This is a genomic window from Microvirga roseola (assembly GCF_020866965.1).
Classification (GTDB): domain Bacteria; phylum Pseudomonadota; class Alphaproteobacteria; order Rhizobiales; family Beijerinckiaceae; genus Microvirga; species Microvirga roseola.
In genome coordinates this window covers 12,620-28,203 of the sequence record NZ_JAJATX010000052.1, presented here as the reverse complement: position 1 = coordinate 28,203, position 15,584 = coordinate 12,620, and the positions used below count along the sequence as shown (strand labels likewise).

The window sequence follows — 15,584 nt, the reverse complement described above, 5'->3', positions numbered from 1 at the left end:
ATCAGGAGGTAATTAGAACTCTAAACCTGCAACTGTAGTGCTAGGTTGGCTCCCGACGTTCGTATGCGGTCGCGAGTTGCGGGAAGGCAAGTTGATCTCGCTGTTCCCCGAATACTTTACCGGCTCCCTTGAGATTTACATCCTTCACCCTCACCGGCGCTTCGTTCCCAACAAGGTAAAGATGTTCGTTAACTTCTTAGCTCAGCGTTTGAATTCAGGCCAAGTCGAGGACCCCTGGGAGTAAGGATTGCCGCATTCGAGTGCGGCCTATCAAATAGCCTCGGAAAGAATAAGCACTGCCGGCACGGGTCGGGCCGTTCGCGGGAAGCAACTGCCGGTGGTTTCATGTCTCCGCAATCAACGACAGTGGACCTGAAGCAGGTGGGGTTACGAGCCACCTGCTACCCAGATATCTCTGGAGCCGCTCTATTCCTGTAAGCCAGTGATCTCTCGATTAGAAAAAGATGGTTTCTTTTGCTGCCCAACACTCAGCATCTGTGAGCAGAGATCCAAGTCTTCGAAACCTCGGCGATAAATGGCTGCACGATTTGGATGCATACGCATTGTTTAGGCTGTTCGAGCAGCATCATTTCGCTTGGCCAACTGTCCATCTTTCTTGCTTCCAGTGGCGGTCCCAGCCACGTCATAAAGACGTGTGACAGACGAGCCGCAGTTCAGGTGCCGCCATGGCTCCCGCCGCTCGGGCAGGCTTTAGAGCGTCATTCATAATTTTTCTGCCAATATTCCTATTTTCTGCGAATTTTTGAGTCTTGTCAGCAGACGATGTCCTACCGATACTCAGTTCTTGAAAATAAAAACTTCTTTCAGGGAACGCGTGATGAAGCTGTTATCGTTACTCAGTGCCGTGGCACTTCTGAGCTCCGTCGTAATGCCCGCAGTTGCGCAGGAGAAGGTCAAAGTCGGCCTAGTCTTAACGCTCTCTGGCCCCTCCGCCGTGCTCGGACAGCAGGCCCGCGACGGCTTCAATCTCGCCCTGAAGGATCTCGGGGGAAAGTTGGGTGGCCGAGACGTTGAGGTCATTGTTGCCGACGATGAACTCAAGCCCGATGTTGCCGTCACAAAGGTCAAGAGCCTGCTGGAGCGTGACAAGGTCGACTTTGTCGTCGGCCCGATCTTCTCCAATGTTCTGCAGGCAATCCATAAACCTGTTACCGAGTCTGGTGTTATCTTGATCAGCCCCAACGCCGGGACATCGACGTTCGCCGGGAAGGGGTGTGATCCTAGCTTCTTTGTGACTTCCTACCAGAACGATCAGGTTCACGAGGTCCTGGGAAAGGTTGCGCAGGACCGCGGTTACAAGAAGGTTTATCTCCTGGCGCCGAACTACCAGGCCGGCAAGGATGCCCTCGCGGGATTCAAGCGGCACTACAAGGGCGAGGTCGTCGAGGAATCCTACGTCCCCCTCAACACCCTCGACTTCCAGTCCGAGCTTGCGAAGGTCGCCGCTTTGCAGCCTGACGCGATCTTCACCTTCATGCCGGGCGGTATGGGCGTGAACCTGGTCAAGCAGTACAGACAGGCCGGCTTGACTGACCGAATTCCATTTCTCTCAGCCTTCACGGTCGATGAGTCGACACTGCCCGCGCAGCAGGACGCCGCTCTCGGTATGTTCGGCGGCATGACCTGGGCGCCGGACACGGATAATCCCCAGAGTAAGAAGTTCGTGTCTGCCTATGAGACTGCCTACAACTCTGTTCCCGGTTCCTATGCGATGCAGGCCTACGATGCGGCGCTCCTAATCGACAGCGCCCTCAAGGCGACGGGCAGCAAGACCGGCGACAAGGACGCGCTGCGCGCGGCCTTGAAGAAGGCGGACTTCAAGTCCCTGCGCGGCGACTTCAAGTTTGGCCCCAACAACTTCCCAATCCAGGACTTCTATCTGGTGAAGGTGGCCAAGCGTCCAGACGGCAAGTTCCAGACCGAAATCGCCGAGAAGGTGTTCGACGATTACCAGGATGCCTATGCCAAGGAATGCAGGCCCCAGAGTTGATCTTCGCTAGTTCCATTCAGGGATGCACCACAAAGCTATATCAAAGTAAATCGGGAGAGTGACCAATGAGCGAGACAGCAGGCATCACACGGGCCAATGAGGGGCTCGACGGGATCAAGTGGAACATTCTCGGACAGACATACGTGCCTAAGCACCTGACAGAGCATTCGTTCTCCTGGCACGCGACGTTCCCGCCTGATACCTTCGTGCCGCCCCACATCCATCCGACACAGGATGAATACCTCTACATCCTGGAAGGACGACTGGACTTCTGGTTGAATGGCGAGGAGACATCGGCGACCGCAGGCGATCTGGTCCGCCTTCCCATGGGCGTGCCGCACGGGATCTTCAACAAGTCGGGGGCTACTGCGAAATGCCTGTTCTGGGTCTCCCCAACTCGTAAGCTCTATGATCTGTTCTGGGGTATCCACAATATGACCGAGCAGGCACCAGACGCAGTCGTCGCGCTGTCCGCGCAGCACGAGGTCGAATTCTTGCCCCCTCCAGGACAGGCAGCAGCTTGAGCGCCTGCAGCATCCAGCTGCCATCAGCCTCAGTTGAAACCAGGAGGGGATAACGATGAAGGCTATCATCGTCGGTGGTGGAATCGGCGGCCTTACGGCGGCCCTCATGCTTCACTCGAGGGGCATCACGGCGGAACTTTACGAACAGGCCGACAGCATCCGAGAATTGGGAGTCGGGATCAACACGCTCCCCCATGCGATCAAGGAGCTCAAGCAGCTCGGTCTGTTGGAGCGGTTGGATGAGGTGGCCATCCGAACCTACGAGCTAATTTATACCAACCGGTTTGGACAGGAAATTTGGCGAGAACCGAGAGGCATTGATGCGGGCTTCGATATTCCGCAGTTTTCGATCCACCGCGGGCGCCTTCAAGCCGTCATCCACCGGGCGGTTGAGGAGCGGCTTGGGCACGAGGCTGTTAGAACCGGGTGCCGTCTTGGTGCGTTCAGTCAAGACGAAGGAGGGGTTTCCGCGTATTTTTTTGACCGAGCTGGCCGTCACGTCCACACCGCAAGAGGGGACATACTGATCGGAGCAGATGGCATCCATTCGACCGTGCGCAACAAGCTATTTCCTGATGAGGGGGCACCCTCCTGGAATGGCATAATGTTGTGGAGGGGCGCCATGGAATGGCCAGCATTCCTGACAGGCCGCTCCATGATTGTTGCTGGCGGGATGCGCGCGAAGGTCGTGGTTTACCCCATTGCCGAAGGCTGGCGGCCGGGAGTGAAGCTCACCAACTGGGCTGTCGCTGTCCGGCTGGCTGACGGATCCGCACCGCCGCCCCGGCGGGAGGACTGGTCGCGGCCCGGCAGACGCGAGGAACTGATGCCTCATGTGGATCGCTTCTCCATTCCGCACCTCAATGTGAGGCAGCTGATCGAGGAGACGCCCGAGTTTTGGGAGTATCCGATGTGCGACCGTGATCCGCTGCCCCGGTGGACCCATGGGCGCATCACTCTCCTCGGTGACGCGGCGCACCCGATGTACCCGGTAGGCTCTAATGGTGCGAGTCAGGCAATTCTTGATGCCCGTTCCCTTGCGGACAAGCTCGTGACGGCAGAGCATCCGGTTCAAGCACTTGTGTCTTATGAACTGGACCGTCTTCCTAAAACCGCCGAGATCGTCCGCTCCAACCGGACCGGTGGGCCCGAGGGTGTTATCGATGCCGTCGAGGAGCTCGCGCCGAACGGCTTTAGCGATATAGACCAGGTTCTTTCCCACGAAGAGCGCGCTGCAATCGTCAAGGGTTACGCCAAAAAAGCAGGATTTTCGCCTGACAAGCTCAGTCAGGCAGCCTGATGTACAAAGCGAGTATCATCATGTAGCGGGCATGCTGGCTCAAGTAGGACAGGTGCGTCGAAGACGAACCTTTTCTGCAATAGAAATTCGCATTGCCGTTCGATAATACTGCTATAATTAGTCTCTGCCGAGGAGGCGTCGAGCCTGGAAGGAAGACAGGCGAGTGTTAGTGCCCGTTTGAGAATTGCTACGGGTGAGCGATGCGGCGGAGCATCTGATTGCAATTATCCTTCTGCTTATCAAGCGACCTCTTCCAAAATTGCGGACCCGGTGAGATCCAGACGGATCCTGCCACGGCCAACTCGGAGTAACTGGACAGGGGTAGCCTTCTCCTCAAGCCGGCGACGGAGCAGAAGCAGTCGCGTTTCGAGGTTGTCCTTGATGTCCGGCAAGCGCAGCTCCTCCGAGAGCCGGATCTCGCGGTTGGTAAATTCTGTGCGCCCTTCCCACTGATGGATGCGGAGTAGGTGCATCAGGAGCCGCCCGGGCACCCCTTTGATCAGGTACTCATTGTCGATGAAGATGCTATCATCGTAGGCATAGTGCACGACGCGGAACTGCCGCCCCGTCGTCATGGGCTTGTCTGCAGTGGTCGGTGCACTGGATTGTCCTTCGCCAGCTTCGGCCTCGGCGAGTGCAAGAGCCGCCGCCACTTGCATTGCGACGACCGCGAACGCCGCTTCGTCCTCTTTCGTGAAGGCGAGCCGCTCAGAACTCTCCAGAAACAGAACGCCGCGCAAGGTGCCGTGTGCGACCATCGGTAAGGCGACTTGACTCATGGCGTCCAGCATTCCTGGCAGAGCGATACTGCGTGTGCGGCTCTCCTCGTCCGACGAGGCCTGAACCGCAGAGCTGAAGCGCCGCACCCGGCTCATGTCACTGACCCGCACAGGCCGCCGGTCCAAGGCCGCTGTCCCAATGATGCCTTCACCGACCAGCACCTCCGAGCCGATACCGCTCCTGTCATAGCCGTAGCTGCCTACGGTGACGAGACGGTCGCCGGTCGTGTCCCTCAGCAGCAGCATGGCATTGCTGGATCTGAATGTATCGCAGAGCCCATCCAGAACAGCATCGACGATGGAGCCGACATCGGTCGCCTCGGCAACCCTGCGGGCGACCACGGCTGCGGCCATGAGCTGATGCCCTGCTTCCCGAGAGACAACCTCCTGAGTTGGACTCGGCGAGGGGACAACATGCACCGCCCTCACCCGGTAGATGTCGACACCACGCAGTCGCATGACCTCGCCCATGCCTACCTGCGTGCTGGTCGCCCGGAGCTGGATGGCCATCTCCTCAAACAGTTCGCCGCTGTCCAGGGTCTGCTCGAACGTCACGTCGAGCCGGTACTGCCTCCCATCGCGCGGGTCGACGATCAGCACGGCAGCATTCCGGTTTGCCCGCACGTTCGCGGCCGTCTTGGAGAAGAACTGATTGGACAGCGCGACGCGCTCGTCATCGACCAGCCCGACATGAGACAGATAGGAGATGTTCGGTGTGCCATCGGGCGCCGCGGTGGCGATGATGGACGGAATCACGCCCTCAAAGCAGGCGGCGAGGTCGCGGAGCCGGATCGTCATGGTTGCCGCTCGATGAGCTGGCCGGCCTTGGCGCCGGGCGTCTGCACGAAGATCTCCTGTGCCGAAAGGCGCAGGGTGACCAGATCCCGGCCAACGAGCCAGGGTGCCACAACCCCTCTCTCCAGACCGAGTTCACTAAGAGTGGACGCCATGCTTTCCATATAGCGCCCTGCCAGAGCGACGTGTTCGACCGCAGTCGGAACGACCACGGCGCACCCCTTCACCTGGTAAGACACATAGTCCGACGGGCGGGCAAAGGTGACGGCAAGCTGGCCATTTGCGCGAATGTTGCTCACCGTCTTTGTCCATTGCCACTCCGAGACAATCAAGTCGACACAGCATTCCTCTCTGTGGACGACGGCTCCAACCGCCCGGGCAATCTCCGGCGCCAGCGAGCCGTCGCGGGTGCCCAGAATGATCATCACCGGGCTTGCCATGAAGGCTGCGAGGTCTTGATTGATGAGCACGCTGCGAGGTCTCCTGCCGGTGGAGCATAAAGGCTTAGCAACCTTTTAGGAAACCGGCACAGGGTGCTTAGGAAGCATTTAGGAAACGCGGACCGCAGATCGGCCTATTCCAGGGCTTCCATAGAAGGAGCCTACGATGACCAATACCGCCTCCCGAGAAATGCCCTCCAATGCTGTTGCCATCATCGGCGCTGGGCCAGCCGGTCTGGTGACCGCCCGCTGGCTGGTGAGCCATGGCTTCGAACCCGTCCTGTTCGAGGCAGCGGACCGCCCCGGCGGGCAGTGGAACGCGGCCTCACCCCTGAGCGGCACCTGGCGCGGCATGCGCACCAACACCAGCCGTGTCATGACCCGCTTTTCGGATCTAGACCATCCGGAGGGAGCACCTGTCTACCCCAGTCGGGAGGACATGCACGCCTATCTGGAGTGCTATGCCGATCACTTCGGGCTGATGCGGCGGATCCGCTGCCGAACCTGGGTCGAGCGGCTCGAACAAGCAGACGGTGGCGGATGGCTCCTGCGCTCGCGACGGGACGGCGAGGTCCGGACCGAGCGCTTCGCCCGTGTGGTGGTCGCGTCGGGCCGCTATGTGGCCCCAGAGGTTCCTGCGGTGCCAGGACTCAACGGCTTCACCGGTGCGCTTGGGACAGCCCACACCAGCCAGTACGATGGGGGGCAGGCTTACCGCAGTAAGGACGTGCTTGTGGCTGGCTGCTCGATCAGCGCACTTGAAATCGCCTCCGACATTGCCCTGTCCGGCGCCTGCAGCGTGACGGTCTGCTACCGTCGGCAGCGCTACGTCCTTCCCAAGCTGCTGGCCGGGGTGCCGACCGATCATGTGATGTTCACGCGAGCGGCGGCGCTCGCAGGCGAGATCCTGCCGCCGGACGATCTTGCGGCTGGACTGAAAGCGACGATCCTGCGTGCAGCCGGGTCGCCCGATCAGGTCGGCGCGATGACGCCGGAGGAGAACATCTTCGCCGCCGGAATTACGCAGTCGCAGCATTTCCTCCCCCTCGTGGCGGAGGGGCGTATTACCGTCCGTCCCTGGATCGAGGCCATCGATGGCCGCACCATTGGCTTTGCCGATGGAAGCAAGGGTGAGTTCGACGCGATCCTGTTCGGAACCGGCTATCGGCTGTCGCTGCCCTTTCTAGCGCCGGAGGTGGCCGCCACGCTTGGGCTCGACCACACGCATCTCGACCTGTGCGATCATACCTTCCATCCGGAACTCGAGGGGCTCGCCTTCGTAGGCCTCTACGATCAGGTCGGACCGCTTTTCCCGGTTCTCGAGCTCCAGGCACGTTGGACCGCCTACACGTGGGCAGGTGTTATACCGGCACCAAGCCGCGAGGCGATGGCCGCCGGCCTGACCCGGTGCCGTGCAATGCGTGGAGGCCCCCAGAGCATCCCAATGCAGGTGCTGGCGCTGCTCTTTGCCCGCAATGCTGGTGTAGAGCCTGACCTCGGTCGTTGGCCGGATCTGGAGCGTGCGCTGCTATTTGGCCCGCTTTCGCCAGTCTCGTTTCGTTTACAGGGACCAGACAGCCTTGTTGAGGCACCTGAGTTGACGGCTGGTGCAGCAGTCTCCTTTGGGGCTATCCGCTCCGCGGATATGACTGCTGAGGAGCGCGGCTTGAGAGATCTGATCATGCGAACAGTCGCATCCCGCGCGGCCTGATGACAGAGCTGAATGGGGCGATGGGCTGAACACCCGGCTACTTCATCGCCCCGCCTTGCGTAAATGAAACCTGATCCAAGTTCGACCATTGCTAGGCAAGTATACACGGCTACATATCCCATTATCACTCTGATATAATAGCCGTATGCAAATCTGGAGGACAGATATTTTAAAACGTTACCGTTGGCAAAGGTCGAGCCAGCTACGATATCGAATAGCGACACACCGATCAGTGAGACAAAAGAGTCAATTATTATCTGTTGTACTTTGCTTTTCCAAGCGCCATGGAGGCTAATCAACGAAAACATGATGCTGACCTACTGGTGTTTGTTGTTTGGCCGAGGATGTCCCTGGCGGTTGCGTCAGATCCCTGCTTCCGATGTTTCACGTCCATCCAACAGTGCGTCTATATGCAAGCAAGCTGCATCATAGGAACATTTGCTTCAAGATCGAAGCGGCTTTCTCAACAACCATCCCTAATGATGGACCCAAAGATTGGGGGCATGGTCGACGAGTTTATCCCTTGCGTGGCAATGATCGAGAATGCCAGCATACGATATGAGTACGTAACTAGTGATCTAGCAGGCCGTTGAGAAAGTCTGTGGCGATGCTGGCTCGGCTGTGCTTCATTCGAACAGGGACAAACATTCGAGCAGCTATAAGTCTGACCCCATCCCGCAATAAACTGGCTCAGATTCCGGGGAAGTCTGACTCAAGCCTGAAGTTCTGCTTACGGTCTGACCCCAGACCTTAAGTTAAGGTCCGCCGAGTGCCATTTGCTAATCCTCCTCAAGGAGATCTACAGTATTCTTATCTCCAATGCTGGGAGGGGCTTTCTGCACTGCACCTCAATATGTGCCGATCGCCCGGAATGCGAGACGGAGGGCAATGGAGTAGCTGGTACCAGCTCTGCTGCTTTGTGTTTGTGTCAATAAGGGAGCCTATCGAAGCGGCTCCTATACTGAAGAGTTTTCAGCGCGCGACACGAACGTGCGTAGGATCACCGCTGCAGCATGAGAGAAGACGTATCAACAGGCATGCGTTCGTCCTGGAAGAAGGAAGACGAGCATGGCCAAGGTTGTTGTCACGGCCGAATGGTTCGGTGCCGGTCAGGGCCGCCGCTGGGCGGCGGCTGGAGCGATGCTGATCCTGTCCCTCAGCCTGCTCAAGGGTGTAGCGGCCGCTTCACGGACAGTGACTACCCCCCTGCCGACGCTCCAGGAGACCGGCCTCTACGACGACTTCGGCAGCCTGCAGATTGACCCCAGTCATCTCGCCTTCGCGCCACAATATCCGCTCTGGAGCGATGGGGCTGTCAAGCGCCGGTGGATCTCGCTGCCGCCAGGCACCACCATCGATGCCGCCGATCCGGATGCCTGGGTCTTCCCGGTCGGCACACGGTTCTGGAAAGAGTTTTCGTTCAGCGGCCGACGCGTGGAAACACGCTATCTCGAGCGCCGGTCCGACGGGCAATGGCTCTATGCTGCCTATGCCTGGAGTGCGGATGGGCGCGAGGCGCACCTCGTCGGGCCGCGCGGCAAGCGCGGGGCGTATCAGCTGGCGAACGGGCGCTCACACACCATTCCCGGAATCGGCGACTGCAAGGCATGCCACCTGGGCGACCGTGTCGAGGTGCTAGGCTTCAGCGCCCTCCAGCTCTCGCCGGACCGGGATCCCGGCGCATTGCATGCCGAGCCTCGGCCCGAGCCTGGCATCGACCTTCGCTACCTCGTCGACAAAGGTCTCCTTGTGGGGTTGCCCCAGGCAATGCTCGAGACGCCGCTCCGCATTGTGGCCAAGTCACCAACGGAGCGGACCGCGCTCGGCTACATGCACGGCAATTGTGGCCACTGCCATAACGAGCAGGGTTCTTTGCAGAACATCGGGCTGTTCCTGCGCCAAAACGCCGGAGCCATAGGCCAGTCTGCGCTTGCAACTACGATTGGCTACCCGGTGAGGAAACCGGCTCCCGGCCAGTCACCCGATGCGGTGCTGCGTATCGATCCGCGCCACCCGAAGCGCAGCGGGCTCATGCAGCGGGTATCCTCCCGCTATCCCGCCCTGCAGATGCCGCCGCTCGGAACCGAGCTGGTCGACATTGAAGCTGTGTCGCTGCTGTATCGATGGATCTCCGAACATGGTGAACCCCGCGAGGAAGTCCACCTGAAACAGAAGGGAAGATAGCCATGCGCCATGCCCTACCGCTCCTGTTGAAGATCGCCCTGCTGGTTTCCGGCACGGCCTCCGCCCAAGACAATGCCGACAGCGCGCTGGTGAAGCGGGGAGAGTATCTTGTGACGGTCGGCGGCTGCCACGACTGCCATACGCCCTGGACCATGGGCTCTAGCGGTCCCGAGCCGGACATGACGCGGGCGCTCTCGGGCCATCCGCAGGATATCGCCATCAAGGTGGCCCCAACTGTCCCCGCACCCTGGGGAGGCGCCGTCTCGCAGACGAATACGGCTTGGTCCGGTCCCTGGGGCGTGAGCTTTACCGCTAACCTCACTCCAGACCCGGAGACCGGCGTGCTGCGGGATTTCACGGAACAGCAGTTCATCCAGACCATGCGCACCGGCCGGCACCAGGGTCAGGGCCGGCAGATTCTCCCGCCGATGCCATGGCCGAACTACGGCCGGATGACTGATGAAGACCTGAAGGCGGTCTTTGTCTACCTCCGCCAAGTCCCCCCGGTGAAGAACAAGGTGCCGGACCCGATCCCACCGACCCAGTAGATCAAGCAAAGCTGGCTGCGGGATGGCCTACCGAAGCTGGGCTCGAGAAAACTTGGGTGGCCTCTTCGCCTCCTCTGCGCCTGCTGCGCACAAATCGAGGATACGGGCCAGGTCGCCGTGCAGGATTGCCTCAGCACCTTCAGCGGCCTCGCCGCTAGCTTCCTTCGTGAGCTGGTTCACCTGCTACTGGATGCTCGGGTGAACTCCGCCACAAGTTCCGGCGTGAGCAGGTTCTGCTTCAGGGCAGTGAGAAAGCGGGTCTCGATCTCCTGACAGCTGATCATGCAGTCATTCTGACAGATGCCCTTGGAGCGGCGCCCGGCGCAGCCGTAGCGGTCTTCAGCCATGATCGTGTACCCCGGCCAGCAGCCGCAGATCCGAAGCCTCGACAAGAAGCGGCGGCGGGCCCGGCTGAGCGCGTTGCCGCTCTCGTCGCGCCCATGTCGAAGGCGGTCGTCTTTTGGCGCCGCTTCACACCTGCCAGAGCGTACCGTCTATGATGCACAGATGCGGCACCGCAGTGCGCAGTGGGTCTAGCGGGTCCAATCGGGAATATCGGCGCTCGTCGCAGCGCGCATGTATTGAGGTGGAACATGGATCCTCTCTCCGAGCACCTCGGCAGCATGCCAAGTCCAGCGCGGATCATTCAGGAAACCTCGTCCGATGGAAACCATATCAGCCTGCCCACCTCGGACGATCGCTTCCGCGTGCTGCGGCGCACGAATGAGGCCCACAGCCATAGTCGGGATGCCAACCTCGTTCTTGATCCGCGTTGCGAAAGGCACCTGGTACCCTGGTCCATTGGGAATCTTTGCGAAGCCGTTACCGCCGGAGGAAACGTCCACATAATCGCAACCTCGGTTTGCGAGCTCGAATGCGTAACGCACCGCCTCGTCGGTGGTTATGCCGCCGTCGAGCCAGTCGGTCCCGTTGAAGCGGACACCGAGGGGACGCTCTTTCGGCCATTCCGCCCGCACTGCTTCGAATACCTCAAGCGGGAACCGCATCCGGTTCTGGAGGCTGCCGCCATACTGATCGGTGCGAAGATTGGCCAGAGGAGACAGAAAGCTGCTTAGAAGATAGCCGTGTGCACTGTGGATCTCCAGCAGGTCGATACCCAGGCGGACACAGCGATGCGTTGCCTGTACGAAGGCGGCGATAACCTCGTCCATTACTTGCCGATCCATCGCCTCCGGGTGCGGCCAGTCGTCCGAGAAGGCTGCCGCGGAGGGAGCTACGGTTTGCCAGCCGCCCTTGTCCTGCGGGATCATCCCCCTGCCGTCCGAGGGCCGCATCATTGAGGCCTTGCGCCCGGCGTGTCCAAGCTGCAGCCCGACCGGCATATCACTGTAGGAGCGCACCACTTTGAGAACACGAGACAATGCCTCCTCGTTCTCGTCGCTGTAGAGGCCAAGACAGTTGGGAGTGATTCTTCCGCGCGGCTCAACTCCGGTCGCCTCGATAATCAGCAGACCGGCCCCGGACAAGGAAAGATGGCCGAGATGGACGATATGCCAATCGGAGGCATTTCCATCATTGGCGCTGTACTGGCACATTGGCGCGATGATGATGCGGTTGGAAAGCGTCAGGTTGCGAAGTTGGACTGGTTGGAAAAGCTGACTCGGCATTTGTTCCTCGCATTTCTATCGCTCCCGGTCAGGAACGGCGGCACACCGGCCTAGGATGAGTGCCTCCCGGAAGAGGCGCTCATCCGTCTGCATTCCGGAGAACTAGAGGCTCAGGCCCGCAGAGCGACCGGCTCCGAAGTCGTGACTTCCGCAAGCGCAGCCTCAAAAATATCTAAGCCTTCCTCGATCTGCTCAAATGGAATGGTCAGCGGAGCAAGAATGCGGACAATATTGGCATCAATACCGCAGGAGAGCAGGATCAATCCTTTTTCCTGCGCCTTTGACACAATCGCCGACGTCAAGGCGCTGTCCGGCTGGCGGGAGTCGCGACCCTTGACGAATTCAATGGCCACCATTGCGCCAAGATTGCGAACCTCGCCGATACAATTAAGGCTGTTGCGACGAGCCACATCCTCAAGTCGCTCGCGCATCAGATTGCCGATCTGCATCGCACGCTCAGTCAGGTTCTCGCTTTCGACGACATCGAGAACGGCATTGGCGGCAGCAACACCGATGGGGCTGCCGCCATAGGTGCCCCCTAGTCCTCCCGGATCGGCGGCATCCATAATTTCTGCCCGCCCCGTCACGGCTGCAAGCGGGAATCCGCCGGCGAGTCCTTTCGCCATCGTGACGAGGTCGGCAGCGACCTCAGCGTGTTCGATCGCGAACATGCGCCCCGTACGGGCGATACCGGTCTGGATCTCATCAGCAATGAGCAGAATCCCGTGCTGATCACACAACGCTCGCAACTCCCTCAGAAACTCGAAGGGCGCGATATAGAAGCCGCCCTCGCCCTGAACTGGCTCGACAATGATCGCCGCCACTCGTGCAGGGTCAACATCGTTCAGGAAGAGCTGCCGCAGCCCCTCCATGGCCCCTGTGCCGTCGATCCCGTGAAAGGTCTTTGGGAACGGAGCATGGTAGACTTCTGCCGGAAAAGGCCCGAACCCCTTCTTGTAAGGAACCACCTTCCCCGTCAGCGCCATTCCCATCATGGTTCTTCCATGGAAAGCGCCGCCGAATGCGATAACGGCGGAACGCCCCGTCGCCTTGCGGGCGATCTTGATGGCGTTCTCGACAGCCTCTGCCCCTGTCGTGACTAGCAACGTCTTCTTGGCGAAATCGCCAGGCGTGATCGCGTTCAGGCGCTCGGCGAGACGGATGTAACTCTCATAGGGCGCAACGTGAAAGCAGGTGTGGGTGAAGGCGTCCACCTGCTCAGCGACAGCCTGTACCACGGCAGGATGCCGATGGCCGGTGTTCAGGACTGCAATTCCAGCCGCGAAGTCGATGTAGCGCTTTCCGTCAACATCCCACAATTCGGCATTCTCGGCTCGCACCGCATAGAGCACCTTGGTCGCGATTCCCTGAGGAACGGCGGCCTTCTGGCGGCTTTGGAGGGCGGATGTTGCGCTCATCGAGAGACTCCAGCTATTCACTAGGTGACAAAATTTCGGCGTGGACTAGCGTTGCTCAAAATTTTGAGCAATTCAAGGGATGATCTTGAGAAACTCGGACGATCAGATGGACTTTGATGTAGGAGCACGCCTGAAGGAGATCAGGGTCGCGGCCGGTCTCTCACAGCGGGAACTGGCGGCCCGGGCCGGCGTCACCCACGGTTTGATCTCAATGATCGAGCATAACAAGAACAGCCCGTCCGTCGCCTCGCTGCGCAAAATCCTGGGAGGCGTATCCATGACCATGGCCGACTTCTTCCAGGAAGAGGCCAAAGAACGTCACAAGGTCTTCTTCAATCCCGACGAACTGATCGACCTCACATCGAAGCTCGGCAGCATCAACAAGAAAAAGAACAAACGAATGACATTGCGGCAGGTCGGAGATGCCCGTGAGCACGGCCTGCAGATCCTGCACGAGCGCTATGAACCGGGCGCAGATACTGGCCCGACAATGCTTGAGCACAACTCCCATGAAGGGGGGATAGTGCTGTCCGGAGAACTCGAGATCACCGTCGGTGATCAGGTTCAGGTTCTCAAGGCCGGGGATTCCTACCTCTTCGACAGCCGCATCCCGCACCGTTTTAGAAACATTGGTACATGTATTTGCGAGGTGGTTAGCGCGTGCACTCCCCCCTATCTATAACGGCCGATCCCCTATCTATAACGGCCGATGTCTTTTCCGTTGGACGTGGATAGAATTTCGAGCAAAGATAGGAAAGTCGAAACCACGGACATCGAGAGGACGCTGCGGAACGATGGACGAACATCTCTCCTTTTACATCGACGGACAATGGGTTCAACCGGAGGGGCGCCGAACCCTAGACGTGATCAATCCAGCGACAGAGGAAAGCTTCGCCCGCATTACCCTGGGCACCGAGGCCGACGTGGACAATGCAGTCTCTGCCGCCAACCGGGCCTTCTCCGGCTATTCCCGCACTAGCCGTAAGGAGCGCATCGAACTCCTCGAGTCTATCGTCAGCGTCTACAAGAAACGCTACGACGACGTCGCTCAGGCGATCTCCCAAGAAATGGGAGCTCCCATGACTCTAGCCAAGCAGGCGCAGGCCGGAGCCGGACTGGGACACATCCAGCAGGGCATCGCAGTTCTCAAGACCATCGAGTTCGAGGAGTTCATCAACAACACGCTCGTGGTGCGCGAGCCCGTCGGCGTTTGCGGCCTGATTACGCCGTGGAACTGGCCGCTCAACCAGATCACCTGCAAGGTCGTTCCGGCCCTCGCGACGGGCTGCACCATGGTGCTGAAGCCTAGCGAGGTTGCGCCGGTTTCGGCCATCGTGTTCACGGAGATCCTGCATGAAGCCGGAGTGCCCGCAGGTGTCTACAATCTGGTCAATGGGGATGGCCCGACCGTAGGCCATGCCATCTCCAGCCATCCGTCGATCGACATGGTATCATTCACCGGCTCTACCCGGGCTGGAATCCAGGTCGCCAAGGCGGCGGCCGAAACCGTCAAGCGCGTGCACCAGGAACTGGGGGGAAAGTCGCCTAACATCATTCTCGTGGATGCGGATTTCGAGGCGGCGATCACCCATGGGGCTCGCGGCTGTTTCCTCAACAGCGGCCAGTCCTGCAACGCTCCGACCCGGCTTCTGGTGCCGGAGGCCCGACAGGCAGAGGCTGCTGCGCTCGCGAAGCTCGTGGCCGAGGAGACGATCGCCGGCGATCCCCGCTCGCCGGACACGATGATTGGGCCGGTCGTCAGCGAGGTCCAGTTCAAGAAGATCCAGGACCTGATCCAAGCCGGCATAAGGGAAGGTGCGACCCTCGTCACGGGCGGCCCAGGGCGTCCAGAAGGACTGAACCGCGGCTACTACGTCCGGCCGACTGTCTTCGCTGATGTCACGAACGACATGACCATCGCCCGCGAGGAGATCTTCGGACCGGTGCTCTCCATCCTGCCCTATAAGAGCGAGGATGAGGCCATCTCGATAGCGAACGATACCATCTACGGCCTATCGAGCTACGTGACCTCGGGCGACCCGGAGCGTGCGCGTCATGTCGCCCGCCGGATCCGGGCCGGCATGGTGCATATCAATGGCGCTAGCGGTGACCTTGCCGCGCCGTTCGGCGGCTACAAGCAATCGGGCAACGGACGGGAATGGGGGCGCTACGGCTTCGAGGACTTCCTCGAGGTTAAGTCGATATTCGGCTACAAGGCGGCAGAGAAGGCAGCCTGATTGCGGCCG

Annotated in this window: 13 protein-coding genes; 8 read left to right on the top strand and 5 right to left on the bottom strand. The window is 59.8% G+C overall.

Translation table 11 applies throughout. The annotated features are described in order from the left end of the window. The first annotated feature begins 838 nt into the window (after positions 1 to 838). From LG661_RS20090 to LG661_RS20080, 3 genes are all read left to right on the top strand, one after another. Positions 839 to 2,011, top strand: a complete 1,173-nt coding sequence (locus tag LG661_RS20090) for an ABC transporter substrate-binding protein (protein WP_230533741.1) — start codon at positions 839 to 841, stop codon at positions 2,009 to 2,011. Between the two features lie 65 nt (positions 2,012 to 2,076). Further along, entirely contained in the window at positions 2,077 to 2,535 is a 459-nt protein-coding gene (locus LG661_RS20085; protein ID WP_230533740.1) for a cupin domain-containing protein, read from the top strand. Between the two features lie 55 nt (positions 2,536 to 2,590). Continuing rightward, positions 2,591 to 3,835, top strand: a complete 1,245-nt coding sequence (locus LG661_RS20080) for a flavin-dependent oxidoreductase (protein WP_230533739.1) — start codon at positions 2,591 to 2,593, stop codon at positions 3,833 to 3,835. Between the two features lie 239 nt (positions 3,836 to 4,074). On the opposite strand, the gene LG661_RS20075 is transcribed toward LG661_RS20080, so the two are convergent. Next, complete coding sequence (locus LG661_RS20075; protein ID WP_230533738.1) at positions 4,075 to 5,412, bottom strand: GAF domain-containing protein; 1,338 nt, start codon at positions 5,410 to 5,412, stop codon at positions 4,075 to 4,077. Then, positions 5,409 to 5,879 (bottom strand): pyridoxamine 5'-phosphate oxidase family protein, encoded by a 471-nt coding sequence (locus LG661_RS20070; protein WP_230533737.1) that lies wholly within the window; start codon positions 5,877 to 5,879, stop codon positions 5,409 to 5,411. Before LG661_RS20070 ends, LG661_RS20075 begins: the two co-directional genes overlap by 4 nt. A gap of 136 nt (positions 5,880 to 6,015) precedes the next feature. Between LG661_RS20070 and LG661_RS20065 the strand changes: the two genes are divergently transcribed. From LG661_RS20065 to LG661_RS20055, 3 genes are all read left to right on the top strand, one after another. Continuing rightward, on the top strand, positions 6,016 to 7,560 hold the full coding sequence (locus tag LG661_RS20065; protein WP_230533736.1) for a flavin-containing monooxygenase: 1,545 nt from the start codon (positions 6,016 to 6,018) through the stop codon (positions 7,558 to 7,560). 1,068 nt (positions 7,561 to 8,628) lie between these two features. Beyond that, positions 8,629 to 9,744 (top strand): hypothetical protein, encoded by a 1,116-nt coding sequence (locus LG661_RS20060; protein WP_230533735.1) that lies wholly within the window; start codon positions 8,629 to 8,631, stop codon positions 9,742 to 9,744. Positions 9,745 to 9,746: 2 nt separating this feature from the next. Beyond that, positions 9,747 to 10,292: a c-type cytochrome gene (locus LG661_RS20055; RefSeq protein ID WP_230533733.1), complete on the top strand. Its 546-nt coding sequence runs from the start codon at positions 9,747 to 9,749 to the stop codon at positions 10,290 to 10,292. Between the two features lie 176 nt (positions 10,293 to 10,468). Here LG661_RS20055 and LG661_RS20050 read toward each other — a convergent pair whose 3' ends face one another. The 3 genes from LG661_RS20050 to gabT form a co-directional block, all read right to left on the bottom strand. Beyond that, on the bottom strand, positions 10,469 to 10,639 hold the full coding sequence (locus LG661_RS20050; RefSeq protein ID WP_230533732.1) for a hypothetical protein: 171 nt from the start codon (positions 10,637 to 10,639) through the stop codon (positions 10,469 to 10,471). 186 nt (positions 10,640 to 10,825) lie between these two features. Next, complete coding sequence (locus tag LG661_RS20045; protein ID WP_230533730.1) at positions 10,826 to 11,920, bottom strand: NADH:flavin oxidoreductase/NADH oxidase; 1,095 nt, start codon at positions 11,918 to 11,920, stop codon at positions 10,826 to 10,828. Between the two features lie 110 nt (positions 11,921 to 12,030). After that, positions 12,031 to 13,338: a 4-aminobutyrate--2-oxoglutarate transaminase gene (gabT, locus tag LG661_RS20040; RefSeq protein ID WP_230533728.1), complete on the bottom strand. Its 1,308-nt coding sequence runs from the start codon at positions 13,336 to 13,338 to the stop codon at positions 12,031 to 12,033. Between the two features lie 106 nt (positions 13,339 to 13,444). Between gabT and LG661_RS20035 the strand changes: the two genes are divergently transcribed. Together LG661_RS20035 and LG661_RS20030 are read left to right on the top strand one after the other, a co-directional pair. Then, positions 13,445 to 14,020, top strand: coding sequence for a cupin domain-containing protein (locus LG661_RS20035; protein ID WP_230533727.1), 576 nt, complete (start codon positions 13,445 to 13,447; stop codon positions 14,018 to 14,020). 112 nt (positions 14,021 to 14,132) lie between these two features. Next, positions 14,133 to 15,575 carry an aldehyde dehydrogenase family protein gene (locus LG661_RS20030; RefSeq protein ID WP_230533726.1) on the top strand — a complete coding sequence of 481 codons (1,443 nt, stop codon included), beginning with the start codon at positions 14,133 to 14,135 and terminating at the stop codon, positions 15,573 to 15,575. Positions 15,576 to 15,584: the final 9 nt, after the last annotated feature.